Below are 19,493 nucleotides of genomic sequence, written 5' to 3'. Positions count from 1 at the left end.
TCACCAGTGTGCGGGCCGTCCCAGCGCCTCCGGCGGCCGCGTGGTCGCGTCGCCCCGGGCCGAGTCGAGTTGTGAGCGCGTCACGAAGATGGCCCCGGTGAGGTCGGCGCCGCGCAGGTCGGCGTCCCTCAGGTCGGCGCCGATCAGGTCCGCCTTCCGCAGATCGGCGCCGCGCAGGTCGGCCGCGATCAGGTATGCGCCGCGCAGGTCCGCGCCCCGGAGGTCGGCGCCCTTCAGCCTCGCCCCGATGAGGTCGGCTCCCCGCCGGCTCTTCCCGCGCCCCGGGACACCGGCCCGGACGAGTTCGCTGACCCGCAGCAGCAGGACGTTCACCCTCTCCCGAGCCGCCGGGACGTCTACGTCGGCGAGTTCTCCGGGGCCGCCCTCGGTGAGGCGGACGATTCCGTCCAGGGCCTCACGAAGGCCGCCGCGAAGCGGTTCGGCGGGCGGGAGTGCGAGCGCCTCGTCGAGGTAGTAGAGCAGCTCGTGGAGCTGCCGCATCACCGGGAACACCTGGAACATCTGACGCGCGACGTCCGGGCCCCGCCTCCAGTCGCGCCCGCCGAAGGTTCCCTGCGACACCTTCTGCCCCGCCCCGAAGCAGTCGAAGACCGTGCAGCCCTGGAACCCCCGCTCGCGGAGGTTCGCGTGGATGCCGCAGCGGAAGTCGGCCAGAAGGTTCCGGCACGGTTCGCCCGCCTCCTTGTCCACCGCGAAATCCGCCGACTCGGCGAAAGGCAGCGCGACACAGCACAGCCCGAAGCAGTTCGCGCAGTCGGCCCGCAGGCCCGGCCTCTCCGGCAACCCGTGATCCCCCGTCCCTGGACGACACACCATTGTCCCGCCGTCCGGCCCGTGCTCCGGACGGTTCGCGGCATGCCTGGGATAGTGTTGCCGTCGCCCATGTCGACACCCCTCACCGAGTCCGCCATCGTCTCCAGGCTGCGCGCCGCCGGCTGCGTCTTCGCCGAGGACGAGGCGAGGCTGATCCTTTCCACGGCCCGCACACCGGACGACGCGTCCGCCATGGTGGAGCGGCGCGCCGCCGGGCTGCCCCTCGAGCACGTCCTCGGCTGGGCCGAGTTCTGTGGCCTGCGGATCGCCGTCGACCCCGGGGTCTTCGTCCCACGCCGCCGCACCGAGTTCCTCGTCCGGGAGGCCGCCGCCCTGATCCCGCCGCGTCCCGTCGTCGTCGACCTGTGCTGCGGTACCGGCGCGCTGGGGGCCGCGCTCGTGGCGGGCTTGGACGAGTTCGCCCTGCACGCCGCCGACATCGAACCGGCGGCGGTGGGATGCGCCCGGCGCAACATCGCGCCGTTCGGCGGCCAGGCCCATGAGGGCGACCTCTTCGAACCGCTCCCGGACGCGCTGCGCGGGCGCGTCGACGTCCTGCTCACCAACGTGCCCTACGTCCCGACGGACGATCTCCCGCTGATGCCGCCGGAGGCGCGTGAGCACGAGCCGCGCGTGGCGCTCGACGGCGGCGCCGACGGCCTCGACGTCCTGCGCCGGGTGACCGCGGAGGCGTCACGGTGGCTCGTTCCCGGCGGCCACCTGCTGTTCGAGACGAGCGAACGGCAGGTCCCGGACGCGGTCGCGGCGGTCGAACGAGGCGGGCTGGCCGCCACCGTGACCGTGTCCGATGAGTGGCACGCAACCGTCGTTATCGGGGCAAATCCCGTGTAAAACGCTGTGCACGGGTATGTGGCGCTCTAGGACGACCCAAAGGAGTGAAACCACATGCGCCGCATCAGCGCAGCGCTCAGCGCCATCATCGGAACGATCATCAGTATCGTGACACTGCCGTTCAGGGTTCTCCAGCGGCTGCTGACCCCCGCGCGTGGCCGCCCGGGGCGTTCCCGCCGCAGGGCCGTCTGACGCGGATGACCGCCGCATCGGGGCCCTGCGCGCGTGAGCCGCGCAGGGCCCCGGCGCGGCCCGCGCGAAAAGGCCGCGTGAAAAACGATTGCGCATTGCCCGGCCTGTGCCGGATCATATGAGCAACGAACCGAACCGGCGAGCAGAGAAGGGAGCCGCACGATGACCGCGATTTTCCGCCGACGGCAGCGGCGACCCTTCGGGGTTCGACCGCAGGGCGGTTCCGTCGTGCCCGTGGGCGCCTCTGGATAGGGCCGAAAGGCTTGACCGGAGACCGCCAGGGAGACATGTCCCCGGCGGTTTTTTCATGACCGGAAGGTCACCCGAACCTCTGTAGCTCAGTGGAACAGAGCGTCGCACTACGAATGCGAAGGCCCCAGGTTCGAGTCCTGGCAGAGGTGCTGCGGAGCAGGAATGGAATGCTCCGTGTTGCACGCCGCACAAGCCGAAATGGTGAGGCGCCTGGCTTCCACCCAGGAGAATCGGGTTCGAGTCCCGGGTGCGGCTCTGGACTGGACCGGCGGGAGTAACGACCCCCGGCTGGTCCTCCTGTGCCCAGGCGGGCGGACGCCACCGCCCGCCGGAGGGCACCTGTGCTGGATCATCCAAGGGGAAGGATGCGTGATTCTGGATCACGTCATGCAGGTTCGAGCCCTGCTCCAGCAGCGCGTCCCGGAATGGTCGTCCGGGCGGCGATGACCGGTAGCTCAGTCGGCAGAGCGGCTGTCTTACGAACAGCGGGTCGCAGGTTCGAGTCCTGTCCGGTCAACGACTTTTTCCGATGACGGCTCGTTCCCCCGTCCAGGCGCGCGCCTGATCGCTGAGCGTGATTCCGAGGCCGGGCCGGGACGGGACCTGCATGCGGCCGTCCCGGATGGCCAGGCGTTCGTTGAAGAGCGGTTCGAGCCAGTCGAAATGCTCGACCCACGGCTCGCGCGGATAGGCGGCGGCCAGATGCAGATGGATCTCCATCGCGAAATGCGGTGCGAGCTGCAAATGGCGGTGGTCGGCGAGCGCGGCGAGTCTGAGGAAGTTCGTGATTCCGCCGATGCGCGGCGCGTCCGGCTGGAGGATGTCGGCGGCGCCCCTGTCGATGAGTTCGCAGTGCTCGGCGACGCTGGTCAGCATCTCGCCGGTCGCGATGGGCGTGTCGAGCGTGCGCGCCAGCGCCGCGTGCCCCTCGGCGTCGTAGGCGTCCAGGGGTTCCTCGATCCAGGTGAGGTCGAACGCGTCCAGCGCTCGGCCCATGCGAAGCGCGGACGCGCGGTCCCATTGCTGGTTAGCGTCGACCATCAGCGGGAACGCGTCGCCGAGACGCTCGCGGACGGCGGTGACGCGGCGCATGTCCGCGGCGTGGTCGGGATGCCCCACCTTGATCTTGACGCCGCCGATCCCCGCGTCGGCGGACGCCGCCGCGTTGTCCAGCACCTCCTCCAGGGGCGTGTTCAGGAACCCGCCCGAGGTGTCGTAGCAGCGGACCGAGTCGCGGTGTGCGCCGAGAAGCTTGGCCAGCGGCAGCCCGGCGCGCTTGGCCTTCAGGTCCCACAGCGCGATGTCGATGGCGGCGATGGCCTGGGTGGCCAGGCCGCTGCGGCCGGCGGACGCGCCCGCCCAGGCCAGCTTCGTCCAGATCCTGCCGATGTCGCTCGGGTCCTCGCCGAGGAGGCCGGGCGCGATCTCGGCGGCGTGGGCGAACTGTCCGGGGCCGCCGGCGCGTTTGGAGTAGCCGAACCCGATGCCCTCGTGGCCGTCCTCGGTGCCGATCTCGGCGAACAGGAACACGACCTCGGTCATCGGGCGCTGCCGTCCCGTCAGGACCTTGGCGTCGCTGACCGGGGCGGCGAGCGGCAGCGTGACCGAGGACAGCTCGATCCGGGCGACGCGGTCGAGGGTCGCCTCGCCGGCGGCGTCCGTCACGTCGCCTTCTTCACGAGTTCGGCGAGCGCGTCGAACTCTTCGCCGGTCAGGTCCGTCAGCGGCGGGCGGACGGGCCCCGCCGGGCGCCCGACGGCCCTCATCCCGGCCTTCACGATGCTCACGGCGTATCCGGCGCGGCGGTTGCGGATCTCGCAGTACGGCAGGACGAAGCTCTCCAGGCGGCGCCGCACCTCGTCCCGGTCGCGGGCGCGGACGGCGTCGTAGAACCCGATCGCGAAGTCCGGGACGAAGTTGAAGATGGCCGAGGAGTAGGTCGTCACGCCCATCTCCAGGTAGGGCTGCGCGAACGTCTCGGCGGTGGGGAGCCCGCCGATGTAGACGAGGCGCTCGCCCAGCCGGGCCCGGATCCGCGTCATCAGCTCCAGGTTCCCGACACCGTCCTTGAACCCGACGAGGTTGGGGCACGCGTCGGCGATCTCCGCGACGGTCGTGTCCTGGTAGACGGCGTTCGCGCGGCTGTAGATCGTCACGCCGAGGCTCGTCGCGGCGCAGACGGCGCGCACGTGGGCGGCCAGTCCCTCCTGCGACGCCTCGGTCAGGTACGGCGGGAAGAGCAGGATCCCGTCCGCGCCGGCGCGTTCGGCGTCGCGGGCCATCTCGGCGGCCGTCGCCGTGCCGTATCCGGCGGGCGCGACGACCGGGACGCCGTCCGGTGCGTCCCGCACCGCCGCGCGGACGACCCGCCGGACCTCGTCGGCCGTCAGGGAGAAGAACTCGCCCGTCCCGCCCGCCGCGAACAGGCCCGCGAGACCCTCGCGGCCGAGCCCCGCGATGTTCTCGCGGTAGGCGGGCTCGTCGAACGAGAGGTCGTCGCGGAAGTGGGTGATCGGGAACGACAGGAGGCCGGAGCCGAGCCGGCGGGCGATCTCGTCGGGCGCGGTCTGCTTCATGACCCGAGGCTAGGATGACGGATTGATCCAGGTCCAACACGAAAAAGGCATCCACTGATACCCGTAGGGAATCGATGTTCACGCTCAACCAGCTCGCGAACTTCGTGGCCGTCGCCGAGGAGCTGCACTTCGGCCGGGCCGCCGAGCGCCTGCGGATGACGCAGCCGCCGCTGAGCCGCCAGATCCAGCTGCTGGAGAACGAACTGAAGGTGCGGCTGTTCGACCGGACGAACCGCTCGGTGCGTCTCACCCCGGCGGGACGCGCGTTCCTGATCGAGGCCCGCCGGCTGCTCCACCAGGCCGACCATGCCGCGATGTCGGTGCGGCAGGTCTCGGCGGGGGAGGCCGGGAGCATCGCGATCGGATTCACCGCGGCCGGCGCCTATGCGACGCTCGGCCGGCTGCTGGAGGTGACGCGGGCGGCGTTGCCCGATGTCGGCGTCGTCCTGCGGGAGATGGTGACCAGGGACCAGGTGCGTGCCCTGGCGGAGGGCGGCCTGGACCTCGGCCTGGTCCGCCCGCCGGTCACCGATCCGGACCTGGAGGAGCGTGGCGCCGACCGCGAGGCCCTGCTGGCGGCGGTCCCCAACGACCACCCCCTGGCGGACGGGGACGGCCCGATCCCGCTCGCCGCTCTCGACGGGCAGCGGTTCATCATGTACTCGCCGGTCGAGGCGCGCTACTTCCACGAACTGCTGATCAGCCTGTTCCGGCAGGCCGGCGTCACTCCCGTGTACGCGCAGTATCTCAGCCAGGTGCACAGCATCCTGGCGCTGGTCAACTCCGGCTGGGGCGTCGCACTGGTGCCCGCGGCCGCGGCCCAGTTGCGTTACGCGGGCCTGACGTTCCGGCCTCTCGACCTCGCCGACCCGGCGCCCGTCGAGCTGAGCCTGGCGTGGCGGCGAAGCAACGACAACCCCGCGCTCGCCAAGCTCCTGCGGCACGTGTGACCGGCGTCGCCTTGACTCGGTGCGGTGCCGTCACTTACTTTGGCGCCAAAATATTGGTCATCAAAATAAATTGTCACGACAAAGGCCGCCGACCCGGCCGGAACACCGCGGAGGACCGATGAGCGACTTTCCCACGTACGCGCCGTCCGAGGAGCATGAGCTGCTGCGGCGTACGGTGCGTGAGCTGGCCGATGCCAAGATCGCTCCTTTCGCGGCGGAGGTGGACGAGGAGTCGCGGTTCCCGCAGGAGGCCCTGGACGCGCTGGCGGCCAATGATCTGCATGCGGTGCATGTGCCCGAATCGTACGGGGGTGCGGGTGCGGATGCGCTGGCGACGGTGATCGTGATCGAGGAGGTGGCGCGGGCGTGTGCGTCGTCGTCGCTGATCCCGGCGGTGAACAAGCTGGGTACGGTTCCGGTGCTGCTGGCGGGGTCGGAGGAGGTCAAGAAGCGGTATCTGGGTCCGGTGGCGCGGGGTGAGGCGATGTTCTCCTATGCGTTGTCGGAGGCGGATGCGGGGTCGGATGCGGCGGCGATGAAGACGCGTGCGGTGCGTGAGGGTGACGCCTGGGTGCTGAACGGCACCAAGATGTGGATCACCAATGCGGGGGTGTCGGAGTTCTACACGGTGATGGCGGTCACCGATCCGTCCGCGGGGGCGCGGGGGATTTCGGCGTTCGTGGTGGAGAGGTCGGATGCGGGGGTGTCGTTCGGGCCCAAGGAGCGCAAGCTGGGGATCAAGGGGTCTCCGACGCGGCAGGTGATTCTGGAGGATGTGCGGATTCCGGCGGATCGGATCATCGGTGCCGAGGGCACGGGTTTCAAGACGGCGCTGGCGACGTTGGACCACACCCGGATCACGATCGCGGCGCAGGCTCTGGGGATCGCGCAGGGTGCGCTGGACTTCGCGTTGGGGTATGTGAAGGACCGCCGCCAGTTCGGCAGGCCGATCGGTGATTTCCAGGGTGTGCAGTTCATGCTGGCCGATATGGCGATGCGGCTGGAGGGTGCCCGGCAGTTGACCTATCACGCGGCGATCAAGTCCGAGCGTGCGATGCGGGGGGAGAAGGTCGCGGATCTGACGTTCGTGTCGTCGGCGTGCAAGGCGCTGGCTTCGGATGTGGCGATGGACGTGACCACCGATGCGGTGCAGTTGCTCGGCGGGTACGGGTACACGCGGGAGTTCCCGGTGGAGCGGATGATGCGCGACGCCAAGATCACCCAGATCTACGAGGGCACCAACCAGGTCCAGCGCATGGTCATGGCCCGCCAGCTCCTCAAATAACGGCAGCCGCACCTCGGACAGCGCGCGCCCTCGGGGGCCTCGCCGACGGTGAGGGCTCCCGCGACGACGACTGACCATCCCCGGGATGGGCAGGAACCGGCGTGAGGGAGGTGCGTATGGACGAGGACAGGCCCCGCCCCGAGATCGACACGAGCGTCCCCCATGTGGCGCGCATCTGGAACTACTGGCTGGGCGGCAAGGACAACTATCCGGTGGACCGGGAGGTCGGCGACCAGATCCTCGGGATGCTGCCCGACGTGGCGCGGCTGGCGCGTGCCAGCCGGCTGTTCCTCAACCGCGTCGTCTGGCATCTGGCCGCCGAGGCGGGCGTCCGCCAGTTCATCGACATCGGAACGGGCCTGCCCACGGTGGACAACACGCACGAGGTCGCCCAGCGGGTGGCGCCCGAGTCGAGGATCGTCTACGTCGACAACGACCCGCTCGTCCTGGAGCATGCGAAAATGCTCCTCACCAGCACCCCCGAGGGCATGACGACCTATGTCCACGCCGACCTGCGCGACCCCGGCCGGATTCTGGAGTCCGCCGCCGAGATTCTGGACTTCGGCAGGCCGATCGCGGTGACGATGATGGGCATCCTGGAGTTCATCACCGATGACGATGAGGCGTACGCGATCGTGAGGCGGCTGCTGGACGCGCTGCCCTCGGGCAGCTACCTCGCCATGTACGACGGGACGAACGTCGTTCACGGCGCGTCGTCCGACCGGATAGTCGAGGTCTGGAACGCCACGGGCAACGCGCGGCTCGTCCTGCGGACGCCCGAGCAGATCGAGCGGTTCTTCGACGGCCTGGAAATCCTGGAACCCGGTGTGGTCCCCGTGACGCACTGGCGTCCGGAAGCCGGCGGAGACGAGCCGAGCATGGTGGACGCGTTCGGCGCCGTGGGCCGGAAGCCTTAGCCTCCTGCGCCGTCCTTGACATGCAGCCATCCGGTTGCCTATTTTACAGGCAACCGGATGGCTGCATATCGGGACGGTGTATGAACGAGGTCTTCAGGGCGCTGGCCGACACGAGCCGGCGCCGCCTGCTGGACAGCCTGAACGCGCACAACGGGCAGACCCTCCGGGAGTTGTGCGCCGAGCTGGACATGACCCGGCAGTCGGTCAGCAAGCACCTCGCGGTACTGGAGGCCGCGGATCTGGTGACGACCGCGCGCCGGGGACGCGAGAAGCTCCACTACCTCAACGCCGCCCCGATCAACGCCATCGCCGACCGCTGGATGAGCCGGTACGACCGGCAGCGGGCCCGTGCGCTCGCCGACCTGCAGACCGCATTGGAGCAGACCCCGATGGCCATGAACGACTTCGTCTACACGACCTACATCAAGACCACGCCGGAACGCCTCTGGCAGGCGCTGACCGACCCGGGCTTCACCCGCCGGTACTGGGGCGTGGCCTTCGAGACGGACTGGAAGCCCGGATCCACGATCACCTGGCATGAGGAGGGCACGACGACGGCCGATCCTGAGCAGGTCGTCCTCGAAGCCGAGCCCGGCCGCCGCCTCTCCTACACCTGGCACACGTTCACGCCGGAGTGGGCCGCGTCCGTCGGCGTGGACGAGGAGACCCGCGCCATGCTCCTCGCCGAGCCCCGCTCCACAGTGACCTTCGAGATCGAGCCGGCGGGTGAGACGGTCAAACTGACCGTCGTCCACGAGGCGGGCGACGTCCTGCTCGGCATGTCCCGGCACGGCTGGCCGTCCATCATGTCCGGCGTCAAGACCCTTTTGGAGACCGGCGAGCCGCTCCCCGCCCCTGCCGGCTGACCTCCGTCCCGCAACCCATGGCGTCCGTCCGGCAACCGCCGGCGTCGCCGGACGCGCGGACGTGAGCGGTCAGAGGAGCATGTCGCTGCCGCCGGATTCCTCTTCGCCGTCCGTGGTGTGTTCCAGTTCGGCGTACTCGTCCTCGGGCCAGAGGGTGTCGGCGAGGAAGGCGAGGTACTCCTCGTCGCCGGGTTCGAGTTCGGCGGTCATCGACTCCGGGTGGACGACGGGGGAGGCGTCCTGCGGGGGCGGCTCGGGGGGCGGGTCACGGTCGGGTCTCGCCGGCATGGGACGGAGCAGGTTCGGCAGGCAGAGGCCGAACAGGGCGACCAGTGACACGAGGACCAGCACCGCGATCACACCACACCGTCCTTTCGCGGTCGAGTTCCACATGATTCTTGCGTAAGTAGCAAAACAGTTGAACGTTATCGGGACGACCGATCGGATGGGAGGCCGACATGCTGACCGCCGGCGACAACGGCCCCTCTCCCAGGCTGACGTGATCCTTGCGCCGGGGTGCCACGACACGCGGGTGCGGTGCATGCCGGCCGGGCTTCGGCATGAGGGACGGGCGCCGCCGGTGGTCGTCTCGGAACGGCGCTGGAAGATCACCTCGTCTGGGACGAGGCGGAGGAGGGGGTGTCCGCCGCTGGAGGAAAGGGGCTCGCGGTGGGGGAGCGGGGTCCTCGCCGCCGGGTCGCGTGAGGCCCGGGGCGCCGGCCACGGCGCGGCGGTGGCGGCGCGGAGCGAGCGGCCCGGGTGGCGTACGGGGAGCTTGCGCGGCCGGGGTCCGGCCGGCACGTGATCAGGTGACCACGGTTCGGGTGACGGGGTTCAGACGGCCGTCGTGGGACGGTGCGGATCGATCACCCTGCCGTCGGGCAGCAGCTCGCCCGTGTCCTCGAAGACGACGATGCCGTTGCAGAGGAGGCTCCACCCCTGCTCGGGGTGGCTGGCGACGGTGCGCGCGGCCTCGCGGTCCACGTCGTCCGGCGTCGGACAGTGCGGCTCGTGCGTGCAGATCAAGTCGTGTTGAGCGGTCACGGGTTTCCTCCACGGTGTCCCCTGTGTTTAAGGACATAGATGCAGCCTGCCGCCGCTCGTCCGAAATATGCAAGTGGATGGGGAATTCTTTACTCTTTAGTACGTGTGAAGCCGGACAAGTCCGGGCAAGTCGTTACATTCAGTGCAAGAGACCGCCGTCCGGCTCGTCGCCGTGGTCCACGTCCAGGCCGACGACGCAGGCGCAGCCCTCGCAGACCCACTCGCCGATGACCGCCTCGGAGTTGGTGCCGTGGGTGCGGTACGGGCGATCGACCCTCCTGCGCCGCATGCCGTGCCCGCAGGACGAGTGCAGGAGCCGGCCGCAGGTGGGACACGGCCAGACGTCCTCCCGGCGCAGGTTGCACTGGGGACACAGCGGGGAGACGTAGTGCCCGCCCGGGTCGGTGAGCTCCGGTTCACCCGCCCACTCGTACTCGAGTTCGAGGTACTCGTCGCCCGGCCAATGATGGTCGGCCAGCCAGGCGAGGTACTCCTCGTCCCCCGGCCCCAGGACGGCCGTCAGGGACTCGGGGTGCCTCTGTTCAGGGGATTGTCGGTGCCTGCCGTGCCGCGCGGTGGCCAGGAGCGTCAGCAGGCCGAGGAGCGCGGCCGCGGCCAGGCCTGTCGCCATGGGCATCGCGGCGTCCTCACATGATCTTGTGGCGGGAAATCCGATCATGAATTCACTTCACAAAACGCTGCGAACGCTACAAGAAACGCCCAACAACGGAAAAGTCGATTCAAAAGATTCTTTACCCGGATCAGGTGGACCCTCATGTCCGAAACCGGGTCGGACATCGTCCAGAACCGGTGCTGCCTGCGGAATCGGAGCTTCCGAGCTTCCTGGACCGGCGCGCCCCGCCGGTGCGGGTTTCACTCTGCGCTGAATCGGCCGATCAGTCCTTGCGGCCCAGTACGGCCACCATCTGGGTGTGCAGGGGATGCTCCAGCGGACCCGCCGGGCCGTCCGGCCGCCACTCGGTCACGTGCGCCACACCGGGTTCGAGGACGGTGAACCCGTCCATGAAGCGCTCGATCTCCGAGGAGTGGCGGAAGTAGGAGCCGCCCAGCCCCGACTGGAGGATCTGCTTGGCCTCCTCGACACGGGGATCGTTCCCGGCGTCGTGCAGGTGCGTGAGCATGACGTGGCTGCCGGGCGGCAGGAACGGCAGCAGCGCCCGGACGACGCCCGCGGGGTCCCGTTCGTCCGGCACGTGGTGGATGATCGCGGCCAGCACGACCCCCACCGGGCGCGACAGGTCGAGCAGCCGGGTCAGCGCCGGATCGGTGAAGATCTTCTCCGGCTCGTACAGGTCGCCCTCGATGAACGTCGCGACGCCGGTCTCGGTGAGCAGTGCCCGCCCGTGCGCCAGCACGATCGGGTCGTTGTCGACGTAGACGACCCGCGCTTCCGGGTTCGCGGCCCGCGCGAACTGGTGCACGTTGGACGACGTGGGCAGCCCGGACCCGATGTCGACGAACTGGTCGATGCCGAGTTCCGCGGCCATGTACGTCACGGCCCGCTCGATGGCGACGCGGTTGCCCTTCGCCACCACGGGAGCTTCGGGCACGAGCTGCATCACCATGTCGGCCACCTCGCGGTCGGCGGCGAAGTTGTCCTTGCCGCCGAGGAAGTAGTCGTAGACGCGCGCGAAGGTGGGGATGGAGGGGTCGATGCCGGGAGGCGCGCTCTCGGGGAGGTCGTCGGCCACGCGTGCGGCTCCTTCTTGGCGTCGAGCGAAGCTCCTTGCGGGGATCTCCAAGGTTAGGCCCGTTCGCCCTGGCGGACAGTACATTCCCCCCAATCTCGCCCGGCCCGGGTGTGGTTTTCCGCAGGGTCGGAGTGTGGGATCCGGCCGTACGGGCAGGTGGTGTCCTCCATGGTGACGAGGCCGGCCGATTCCTAGCGTTGCGGACATGATCGAAATGACTTACCGGGCGGCGTCCGGCGAAGGGCCCACCGGCGGTGTCGCCGGATGGGCGACCGACCTGATGGACGAGCTCGGCGCTCCCGGCGCGGGGCTGGCGATCGCGCTGGAGAACCTGTTCCCCCCGCTGCCGAGCGAGGTGATCCTGCCGCTGGCCGGGTTCACGGCCGCGCAGGGACGGATGAGCCTGACGGCCGCGCTCGTGTGGACGACGATCGGGAGCGTCGCCGGGGCGCTGGTCCTCTACGGGATCGGGGCGCTGATCGGACGGGACCGGATCCGCGCGCTCGTGGCGCGGCTGCCGCTGGTCAAGCTCGACGATCTGGACCGGACGGAGGCGTGGTTCGCGCGGCACGGCGGCAAGGCGGTGTTCTTCGGCCGGATGATCCCGATCTTCCGCAGCCTGATCTCCATCCCTGCGGGGGTGGAGCGCATGCGGCCGGCGGTGTTCCTGGTCTACACGACGCTCGGCAGCCTGCTCTGGAACACGGCGTTCGTCCTGGCCGGGTACGGGCTCGGCGACAACTGGCGGACGGTCGGGGAGTACGCGGGCATGTACTCCAAGGCGGTGCTGGCGCTCGTCGCGCTGGCCGCCGCGGCGTTCGCCGCCGCGCGTATCGTGAAGGCGCGCAGGGGCACGAAGGCGCGGCAGGGCGGCCGGGAGCGGCAGGCGGGCGCACACCGGCCGGGGACGCACAGGTCCGGGGCGCATCCGCAGACGGGGACAAGAGAATTCGAACGTGATCGCATCTACTGACGCCCGCGTCCCGCGCGCCCTCGCGCGGGCCGCGGCGGGGCTCCTGCTGGGCGCGTTCACCGCCGGTGCGGAGCTGGCCCTGCTGGCGGTGGCGGCGCTCCTGATGGCCTACTCGCTCGCCTTCTCCCGCGGGCAGCGGACGGTCCCGGCGGTCGTCGCCGCCGCCGCGCAGGCCGTGACCGAGCTGGAGCGGTGGAGGCTCAGGAGGTTCCTGGGCGAGGACGGGCCCGCCGAGTACGGTCCGCTGAAGGCGCTGGCCTACCTCGTCCTGCGCGTCCCGGTCGGGCTGCTCGGCGGTGTGATCCTGCTCCTGATCGTCTACGGTGCGGCGGCCGGGGTGCGGCTGGCCCTCGGCTGGTGGGTCACGGGCGAGTACATGGACGGCATCCCGCCGAGCCGGTGGATCGTCCTCTACACCGCCGTCGCCGGCCTGGTGCTGCTGTTCCTGGCCGTGCAGGGCCTGGTCGGGGTCGTGGTGCTGGAGAGGGGCGTGGCGCGGCGCTGCCTGGGCCCGAGCCCGCTGGAGGAGTACGAGCGCCGGATCGCGCAGCTGTCGGTCACCCGGGCGCAGGTGGTGGACGCGGTGGACGACGAACGCCGCCGCATAGAACGCGATCTGCACGACGGCGTCCAGCAGCGGCTCGTGGCGCTCGGGATGCTGATCGGCCGGGCCCGCCGGGCCGGCGCGGAGGGCAGGGCGGCCGAGCTGCTGAAGCAGGCGCACGAGGAGTCGCAGCGGGCCCTCGCGGACCTCCGGGAGGTCACCTGGCGGGTGTACCCGGCCGCGCTGGACGGCGAGGGGCTGCGGGCGGCCCTGGAGACGGTCGCGGAACGGTCCGCGCTGCCGGTGACGATCCGCTACGACGTGCCCGGGCGGCCTCCGCACGCGGTGGAGACCGCGGCCTACTTCGTCGTCTGCGAGGCCGTCACCAACGCGGCGAAGCACTCCGGTGCCGGGCGCGTGCTGGTGGGCGTCGCCGCGTCCGCGACAATGATCCGCGTGCGCATCGAGGACGACGGGGCCGGGGGAGCCGATCCGGGCGGCGGCGGGCTGGCCGGGCTGGCCCGCAGGGTCGCCGCGCTGGACGGGACGTTCGCCGTCCACAGCCCGTCCGGCGGCCCGACCGTGATCACCGCGGAGCTGCCGTGCGGGTGATGCTGGCGGAGGACTCGACGCTGCTCCGCGAGGGCCTGGTCCGGTTGCTGGCCGAGGAGGGCCACGAGGTCGCCGCCGCCGTCGGCGACGGCGACGCGCTGATCGAGGCGGTCGCCGGCGGCCCGCCGGACGTCGTGGTCGTGGACGTGCGGATGCCGCCGACCCACACCGACGAGGGGCTGCGCGCCGCGCTGGAGATCCGGCGGCGGTGGCCGGACGTCGGCGTCCTCGTCCTGTCCCAGTACGTGGAGCGGCGCTACGCCACCGAGCTGATCAGCGCGGACACGACCGGGGTCGGCTACCTGCTGAAGGACCGGGTGGCGCAGGTGGACGAGTTCCTCGACGCCCTCGACCGGGTCGGTTCGGGAGGCGCCGCGTTCGACCCCGAGGTGGTGCGCCGGCTGCTGGCCGCGCACGGTACGCGGACCGACCCGCTGTCCCGGCTCACCCCCCGCGAGCGTGACGTCCTGGACAACATGGCTCAGGGGCATACCAACGCCGCGATCGGCGCGAACCTGTTCATCTCACAGAGCGCCGTGGAGAAGCACGTCAACGCGATCTTCGACAAGCTCGACCTGTCGCACACGGCCGGGTACAGCCGCCGGGTCCTCGCCGTCCTGCGGTACCTGGGGTCGGCGACCCGCTGAGCCCGACAGCCGCCGCCGTGAAATCGGACTAACGGGCACGGACGGGGTATGGGAGTCACAAGCCGACTCTCAACGTGGAGGGAGGGGTCGTGGCGGACACCAACCGAGGCGTCGTATACCAGGCACCGGGCAAGGTCACGGTCGAGGAACTGGACTTCCCCAGGCTCGAACTGGCCGAGCAGAACGGCCGCAAGCTGGAGCACGGCGTCATCCTGAAGGTACTCGCGACCAATATCTGCGGTTCCGACCAGCACATGGTGCGCGGCCGGACCACCGCACCCGCCGGGCTGACGCTCGGCCACGAGATCACAGGCGAGGTGATCGAAACCGGCAGGGACGTCGAGTTCGTCAAGACGGGCGACCTGGTCAGCGTCCCGTTCAACATCGCCTGCGGCCGCTGCCGCAACTGCAAGGAGCGCCACACCGGCGTGTGCGAGAACGTCAACCGGGACCGTCCGGGCGCGGCGTACGGGTACGTCGACATGGGCGGCTGGCACGGCGGCCAGGCCCGGTACGCCGTCGTCCCGTACGCCGACTTCAACCTGCTGAAGTTCCCCGGCGACCGGGACACCGTGATGGCGAAGCTGCCCGACCTCGCGATGCTGTCGGACATCTTCCCGACCGGCTACCACGGCGCCTACACCGCGGGCGTCACCACCGGCTCCACCGTGTACGTGGCGGGCGCGGGCCCGGTCGGCCTCGCGTGCGCCACCGCCGGCCTGCTGCTCGGCGCCGCCGTCGTGATCGTCGGCGACATGAACCCGCGGCGGCTGCAGCAGGCCCGCGGCTTCGGGTGCGAGACGATCGACCTGTCCCGGCACGGCGACGTGCCCGAGCAGATCGAGCAGATCCTCGGCACCCCGGAGGTGGACGCGGCCGTCGACTGCGTCGGGTTCGAGGCGCGCGGCCACGGCCCCGAGGGATCCGCGGGGGAGCAGCCCGCGACCGTCCTCAACACGCTGATGGACATCACCCGCGCCGCCGGCGGGCTCGGCATCCCCGGCCTGTACGTCACGGGCGACCCGGGCGCGGCGGACGAGAACGCCAAGGCGGGCCGGCTGGGCTTGGACTTCGGCACCGGCTGGGCCAAGTCGCACTACTTCGTCACAGGCCAGTGCCCGGTGATGAAGTACAACCGGCAGCTGATGATGGCCATCCTGCACGGCCGGGTGGAGATCGCGCGGAACGTCAACGCGTCGGTCCTCCCGCTCGACCAGGCGCCCGAGGGCTACGCCGAGTTCGACCGCGGCGCGGCGGAGAAGTACATCCTCGACCCGCACGGCCTGGTGGGAGCCGGGGTCTGATCCCCGGCGCGGCGAGCCCGCGGACGGGCGTGCCCGCGGGCCCGCCGCCTTTACCGGATCCCCTCGGCGATGCCGAGGGCCATCGCCATGATGGTGAGCTGCGGGTTCACCTCGGGGCAGCTCGGCAGGACGGACGCGTCCGCGACATGCACGCCGCGTACCCCGCGGAGCCGCCCGGACGGGGCGACCGGCGCCCTGTCCTCGTCCGCGCCGAGTTTCGCCGTGCCGGTGGGATGGAACGCGGCGAGGTGCAGGTCCGCGGCGGACGCCATGGCGACGGCCCGGGTCAGCTCCGCCTCGTCCCGGGCGACGGGGCGGCGGGCCAGGCCGGTGAGCACCTCCTCGGCGCCGGCGGCGAACAGCACCCGGCCCATGGCGACGAGCGCGCGGCGCAGGCGGGCCGCGTCCTCGCGGGCCAGGTCGTAGCGGAGCACCGCCCGGTGCCGGGAGCCGTGCACGCGGCCGGACGGGGCGTCCGCGATCATCGCCCCGAGGACGGCGAGCCGGTCGGCGCCCGCCAGTTCGCGCCGCAGGTTCCGGCCGAGGCCGGGCAGCGGGAACGAGCTCATGCCGGGCGGGGTGGCGGTCGCCTCGATGAGGATGCCGTCGGCGTGCAGTTCCTCGATGCCGACGCTCTGCATGACGCCGGACCACGACACGACCGGTTCGGCGAAACGGCCGGCGATGTTCGTCGCAGGGTGGACGGCCATGCCGCGCCCCAGCTCCGGATGCCCGCCGAGGCCGGAGCGCCGCAGGAGCAGGGGCGTCTGGGTGGCGCCCGCGGCGACGACGACCCGCGGTGTGAGGATCTCGAAGAACGTGCCGTCGGGGCGGCGCGCGCGCACACCGGTCGCCTTGCCGCGTTCGACCAGAATCCGTTCGGCTCTGGCCTCGGCGACGATGCGGGCACCCGCTTCGCACGCCTGCGGCAGCGCGTTCAGGTGCACGCCGTACTTGGCGTTGTGCGGGCATCCGACGGCGCACTGCGCGCTGCCCACGCAGCCCGGCGCGTTGCGGCGCAGCGGCGCGGCGCGCCAGCCGAGCCGTTCCGCGCCGGCGAGCGCGAGCAGCCCGTTGCGGCCGAGCGGTCCCATCGGCTGCGGTGCGACCCGCAGCGTGGCCTCCACCTCGTCGAGACGCGCGCCGAACCCGTCCACGGGGGCACCGGCGTCCGCCCACCGCCGCAGGACGTGCCCCGGCGTCCGGTAGCAGGTGCCGCTGTTCACCACGGTCGAGCCGCCGACCGCCCTGCCCTCGGGCAGCAGCACGGGCGGCCGGCCGAGCGCGACGGTGGCGCCGCCGTCCCGGTACAGGCCGAGGAAGCGTTCGAGCGGCGGGCGCTCCCGGAACTCGCGGGAGGTGAACCGCCGCCCCTCCTCCAGGACGATCACCGACATGCCGCGCCGGGCGAGGGTCCTGGCCGCCATCGCGCCGCCCGCGCCCGACCCGATCACGACGGCGTCGGCGGTCGTGCAGCCGGGCCACTGCGCCGAGGGCGCGCAGTCCAGCGCGGGATCGGGGCGGGCCAGGCCGTGCGGGGGCGGCGGCGCGGGCAGCAACTCGGTCCCGGCGGCCAGCAGCAGCGGGATCTTCATCAACTCGGCGATCCTGGCCGTGGACGGCCGTGCGGCCACCCGTGCGCAGAACGCGTCGCGGCCGTCGGCGTCCAGGCCGTCGAGGGCGTGCCCGGTGGTGAGACGCGCCAGCACGTCCAGCGTCCCCGCGCCGGTGCGCAGGCCGAGCCGCGCGGACGCGGGCAGCGACCCCGCGATGGTCTCGGCGCCGGCGGTGACGCGGGCGAGGTCCCCGGCGTCCTCGATGCCGAGCAGCGCCGCGACCGTCCCCGTCAGGGCGCTCATCGCAGCCCCACCTCGGCGTGCCCGGTTCCGTCCAGCCGCCATTCCCGTTCGGTCTCCCAGCCGCGCCCCGCCCGCCGGGCCAGGACGATGCGGACGTCGGCGCGCTCGGAGTTGTGGCACACGGCCGGGGCGCCGTCCGGGTCGGCGTAGTCCACGGCGACGGTCTCCTCCGGGCGCTGCGTCACCTCGACCCGGATGCCCCGGTCACCGAGGCGGCCGTGCACCGTCCAGGTCGGCAGGCCGATGTCGGCCCGCAGCCGGAGGGCCGCCAGGAGCGGATCCCCGGACGGCAGGTCGGCGCCGTCCACCCGCAGCCGGACGAACGGCAGCGGAGGCAGCCGGTTCATGCCGGGCCGGGTCGAGACCGCCGCGACGATCTCGCACACGTCGCCGCCGCCGAGATCGGCGTGCAGCCACGCCCAGCGGCGCGCGTTGCCGTGCCCGTAGATGCGGGCGGAACCGCCGGAGGCGCCGTCCAGTGCGAGGACCCGGTCACCGAACCGGACCTCTCCGTCATACGTCGCGACCGGCTTCGGGACGATCTGCGCCGCGGGCAGCAACTCCGATTCCCACGCCCAGCGCGGGAACGTGTGAATCGGCCGTCCGCCGCCCGTCTCACGCAGATCCCACGTGATGTTCCCCGCGGTGCCGGTGAGCCTGTCATCGGTCTGCGCGACCGGACCGGCCGCGAACGCGGCGTCCTCAGGACGGCTCCACCCGAAGGGGCCGAAGCGTGCGAACACCGGGGTCTCGCCCGGCGGGAAGACGGCGGCCCAGCCGTGCGTGCGCGCCCCGCCCCCTTCCGGTGCGACCAGTTCATGGTGGATCCAGACGCCCGTGCCCGTCGCCGGGTCGGTCAGCGTCGTGTACCAGACTTCGAGCCGGCCCGGTCGGCCCCGCCACCGCGACCGCATCGGACCGGGCCCCGGGAACCGGGCGCCCGCGACGAAGCGGACCAGGTCGCGGCGCAGGTCGAAGCGCAGCACACCTTCGCCGGCCACGGTCCCGTCCTCGTCGGTCACCGTGACCGGGAGGGTCGTCATCGAGCGGACGGGCCGGCGCGGATCGACCGACTTCCAGCCGTCCAGCCGCAGCCGCCGCCCGTCGAGGGCGGTGAAGTCCATGGTGTAGCGGATGCGGCGGGCGGTGAGCGGCGCGACCCGGAGCCGTCCCGTCGCCGCCCGGTCGTCCGCCCAGCCGGGCACGTGCACCCGCCCGGCCAGATCGCCCTCGGTGTCGCGCCACGGCCGCAGCACCTCCGGCAGGTCGACCGACAGCTCCAGCCGCAGCCGGCGTTCGCCGTCCTCCCCGGCGAGCCGGAACGCGCCCTCCATGACCTCGTCGAACACCGTGCGCCGCGCGCTCATCGCGTCCTCCCCGGCTCCGCGAGCATGATCGCCTCGGTCTCGGCGAAGTACGCGGCCGCCACCGCGTGCGCCCGTGCGGCGTCGCCGGCGCACACCGCGTCGATCAGCGGCGCCATGCGGTCCGCCGCCGCGGCGGGGTCGGCGAACGCGTGCGTGAACCCCTCCCGGACGGCCATGTAGGCGTTCAGCAGGGCGTTGACCATGAACCCGTACACGCGGTTGCCGGTCGCGCGGCCGATGACGCGGTGGATCTCGCACTCCACCAGCTGCGCCGCGTCGGCGCCGCCCGCGTCCCGCAGCTGGGCCGCCAGCTCCCGCAGCCGGTCGCGCTGCCCGGGTGTGGCGTTCGCCGCCGCCTTGGCCGCCACCTGCGCGCCCACCTCCCGCCGCGCCTCGAAGATCTCCCGCATCCAGGCCGGTCCGACCGTGCTGACCAGCATCGGCAGCAGTTCGGGGCCGCCGAGCCGCTCGTAGTCGCGGACCCGGGTCCCGACGCCGTGCCGCGTCTCCAGCAGCCCCGCCTGGGCGAGCCGGACGATCGCGTGCTTCAGCGACGTCCGGGTGACCTCGTAGCCGGCGGCCAGCTCCCGCTCGGGCGGCAGGTAGGTGCCGGGCGGATAGCGGCCGCCCAGCACGTCGTCGCGCAGCCGGTCGACGAGGGAGTCCACCACGGTGTCGCGGGGGATCGGCGAGGACGTCATCGGAAC

At 71.7% G+C, this 19,493-nt stretch carries 20 protein-coding genes and 4 tRNA genes; 14 read left to right on the top strand and 10 right to left on the bottom strand.

Features of this window, described 5'->3' with window-relative positions; genetic code table 11:
• Window positions 1-837 carry a pentapeptide repeat-containing protein gene (locus tag ACGFIS_RS06775; protein WP_392908860.1) on the bottom strand — a complete coding sequence of 279 codons (837 nt, stop codon included), beginning with the start codon at window positions 835-837 and terminating at the stop codon, window positions 1-3.
• A gap of 66 nt (window positions 838-903) precedes the next feature.
• Here ACGFIS_RS06775 and ACGFIS_RS06770 point away from each other — a divergent pair, with 66 nt between their 5' ends.
• From ACGFIS_RS06770 to ACGFIS_RS06745, 6 genes are all read left to right on the top strand, one after another.
• Window positions 904-1,686, top strand: a complete 783-nt coding sequence (locus tag ACGFIS_RS06770) for a putative protein N(5)-glutamine methyltransferase (protein WP_392908857.1) — start codon at window positions 904-906, stop codon at window positions 1,684-1,686.
• Window positions 1,687-1,740: 54 nt separating this feature from the next.
• Complete coding sequence (locus ACGFIS_RS06765; protein ID WP_392908855.1) at window positions 1,741-1,878, top strand: LPFR motif small protein; 138 nt, start codon at window positions 1,741-1,743, stop codon at window positions 1,876-1,878.
• A gap of 327 nt (window positions 1,879-2,205) precedes the next feature.
• Window positions 2,206-2,279, top strand: a tRNA-Arg gene (locus tag ACGFIS_RS06760).
• 34 nt (window positions 2,280-2,313) lie between these two features.
• A tRNA-Gly gene (locus ACGFIS_RS06755) sits at window positions 2,314-2,385 on the top strand.
• Between the two features lie 87 nt (window positions 2,386-2,472).
• Window positions 2,473-2,544: transfer RNA gene (locus tag ACGFIS_RS06750), tRNA-Gln, on the top strand.
• A 30-nt stretch (window positions 2,545-2,574) separates the two neighbouring features.
• Window positions 2,575-2,647: transfer RNA gene (locus ACGFIS_RS06745), tRNA-Val, on the top strand.
• Here the strand turns inward: ACGFIS_RS06745 and ACGFIS_RS06740 are convergent.
• Both ACGFIS_RS06740 and kdgD read right to left on the bottom strand, forming a co-directional pair.
• Complete coding sequence (locus ACGFIS_RS06740) at window positions 2,644-3,795, bottom strand: mandelate racemase/muconate lactonizing enzyme family protein (RefSeq protein ID WP_392908853.1); 1,152 nt, start codon at window positions 3,793-3,795, stop codon at window positions 2,644-2,646. The genes ACGFIS_RS06745 and ACGFIS_RS06740 overlap by 4 nt on opposite strands.
• Window positions 3,792-4,706, bottom strand: coding sequence for a 5-dehydro-4-deoxyglucarate dehydratase (gene kdgD / locus ACGFIS_RS06735; protein ID WP_392908850.1), 915 nt, complete (start codon window positions 4,704-4,706; stop codon window positions 3,792-3,794). Before kdgD ends, ACGFIS_RS06740 begins: the two co-directional genes overlap by 4 nt.
• Before the next feature lie 74 nt (window positions 4,707-4,780).
• On the opposite strand from kdgD, the gene ACGFIS_RS06730 reads away from it, so the two are divergent.
• From ACGFIS_RS06730 to ACGFIS_RS06715, 4 genes are all read left to right on the top strand, one after another.
• Window positions 4,781-5,656: a LysR substrate-binding domain-containing protein gene (locus ACGFIS_RS06730; RefSeq protein WP_392969896.1), complete on the top strand. Its 876-nt coding sequence runs from the start codon at window positions 4,781-4,783 to the stop codon at window positions 5,654-5,656.
• 118 nt (window positions 5,657-5,774) lie between these two features.
• Complete coding sequence (locus ACGFIS_RS06725) at window positions 5,775-6,941, top strand: acyl-CoA dehydrogenase family protein (RefSeq protein WP_392969893.1); 1,167 nt, start codon at window positions 5,775-5,777, stop codon at window positions 6,939-6,941.
• A 116-nt stretch (window positions 6,942-7,057) separates the two neighbouring features.
• Window positions 7,058-7,858, top strand: coding sequence for an SAM-dependent methyltransferase (locus tag ACGFIS_RS06720; protein WP_392969890.1), 801 nt, complete (start codon window positions 7,058-7,060; stop codon window positions 7,856-7,858).
• 80 nt (window positions 7,859-7,938) lie between these two features.
• The gene (locus tag ACGFIS_RS06715) at window positions 7,939-8,724 is read left to right on the top strand and encodes an ArsR/SmtB family transcription factor (RefSeq protein ID WP_392913131.1); all 786 of its coding nucleotides are present in this window, start codon (window positions 7,939-7,941) and stop codon (window positions 8,722-8,724) included.
• A gap of 69 nt (window positions 8,725-8,793) precedes the next feature.
• On the opposite strand, the gene ACGFIS_RS06710 is transcribed toward ACGFIS_RS06715, so the two are convergent.
• From ACGFIS_RS06710 to ACGFIS_RS06695, 4 genes are all read right to left on the bottom strand, one after another.
• The gene (locus ACGFIS_RS06710) at window positions 8,794-9,084 is read right to left on the bottom strand and encodes a hypothetical protein (RefSeq protein ID WP_392913129.1); all 291 of its coding nucleotides are present in this window, start codon (window positions 9,082-9,084) and stop codon (window positions 8,794-8,796) included.
• Between the two features lie 474 nt (window positions 9,085-9,558).
• Window positions 9,559-9,747, bottom strand: a complete 189-nt coding sequence (locus tag ACGFIS_RS06705) for a DUF5999 family protein (RefSeq protein ID WP_392970097.1) — start codon at window positions 9,745-9,747, stop codon at window positions 9,559-9,561.
• 160 nt (window positions 9,748-9,907) lie between these two features.
• Window positions 9,908-10,405 (bottom strand): hypothetical protein, encoded by a 498-nt coding sequence (locus ACGFIS_RS06700; RefSeq protein ID WP_392913128.1) that lies wholly within the window; start codon window positions 10,403-10,405, stop codon window positions 9,908-9,910.
• Between the two features lie 259 nt (window positions 10,406-10,664).
• Window positions 10,665-11,480, bottom strand: a complete 816-nt coding sequence (locus tag ACGFIS_RS06695) for an SAM-dependent methyltransferase (RefSeq protein ID WP_392913127.1) — start codon at window positions 11,478-11,480, stop codon at window positions 10,665-10,667.
• A gap of 205 nt (window positions 11,481-11,685) precedes the next feature.
• On the opposite strand from ACGFIS_RS06695, the gene ACGFIS_RS06690 reads away from it, so the two are divergent.
• From ACGFIS_RS06690 to fdhA, 4 genes are all read left to right on the top strand, one after another.
• Window positions 11,686-12,453: a DedA family protein gene (locus tag ACGFIS_RS06690; protein WP_392913125.1), complete on the top strand. Its 768-nt coding sequence runs from the start codon at window positions 11,686-11,688 to the stop codon at window positions 12,451-12,453.
• Window positions 12,437-13,609, top strand: a complete 1,173-nt coding sequence (locus ACGFIS_RS06685; protein WP_392913124.1) for a sensor histidine kinase — start codon at window positions 12,437-12,439, stop codon at window positions 13,607-13,609. The genes ACGFIS_RS06690 and ACGFIS_RS06685 overlap by 17 nt, the downstream gene beginning before the upstream one ends.
• Entirely contained in the window at window positions 13,600-14,256 is a 657-nt protein-coding gene (locus ACGFIS_RS06680) for a response regulator (RefSeq protein ID WP_392913123.1), read from the top strand. The genes ACGFIS_RS06685 and ACGFIS_RS06680 overlap by 10 nt, the downstream gene beginning before the upstream one ends.
• 89 nt (window positions 14,257-14,345) lie before the next feature.
• Entirely contained in the window at window positions 14,346-15,560 is a 1,215-nt protein-coding gene (fdhA, locus tag ACGFIS_RS06675; protein ID WP_392913122.1) for a formaldehyde dehydrogenase, glutathione-independent, read from the top strand.
• A 50-nt stretch (window positions 15,561-15,610) separates the two neighbouring features.
• Here the strand turns inward: fdhA and ACGFIS_RS06670 are convergent, their stop codons facing one another.
• Genes ACGFIS_RS06670 through ACGFIS_RS06660 form a run of 3 tightly spaced genes read right to left on the bottom strand, consistent with a single transcriptional unit; the run spans window position 15,611 to window position 19,487 of the window.
• On the bottom strand, window positions 15,611-17,419 hold the full coding sequence (locus ACGFIS_RS06670) for a GMC family oxidoreductase N-terminal domain-containing protein (RefSeq protein ID WP_392913121.1): 1,809 nt from the start codon (window positions 17,417-17,419) through the stop codon (window positions 15,611-15,613).
• On the bottom strand, window positions 17,416-18,786 hold the full coding sequence (locus ACGFIS_RS06665) for a hypothetical protein (protein ID WP_392969887.1): 1,371 nt from the start codon (window positions 18,784-18,786) through the stop codon (window positions 17,416-17,418). The genes ACGFIS_RS06670 and ACGFIS_RS06665 overlap by 4 nt, the downstream gene beginning before the upstream one ends.
• On the bottom strand, window positions 18,783-19,487 hold the full coding sequence (locus ACGFIS_RS06660) for a FadR/GntR family transcriptional regulator (RefSeq protein WP_392913118.1): 705 nt from the start codon (window positions 19,485-19,487) through the stop codon (window positions 18,783-18,785). Before ACGFIS_RS06660 ends, ACGFIS_RS06665 begins: the two co-directional genes overlap by 4 nt.
• Window positions 19,488-19,493: the final 6 nt, after the last annotated feature.

The sequence above is a fragment of the Spirillospora sp. NPDC048824 genome (genome assembly GCF_043198455.1).
In the GTDB taxonomy this organism is placed as follows: Bacteria; Actinomycetota; Actinomycetes; order Streptosporangiales; family Streptosporangiaceae; genus Spirillospora.
The sequence above is the reverse complement of the archived record's forward strand: the minus strand, read 5'-3'. Positions and strand labels throughout refer to the sequence as shown.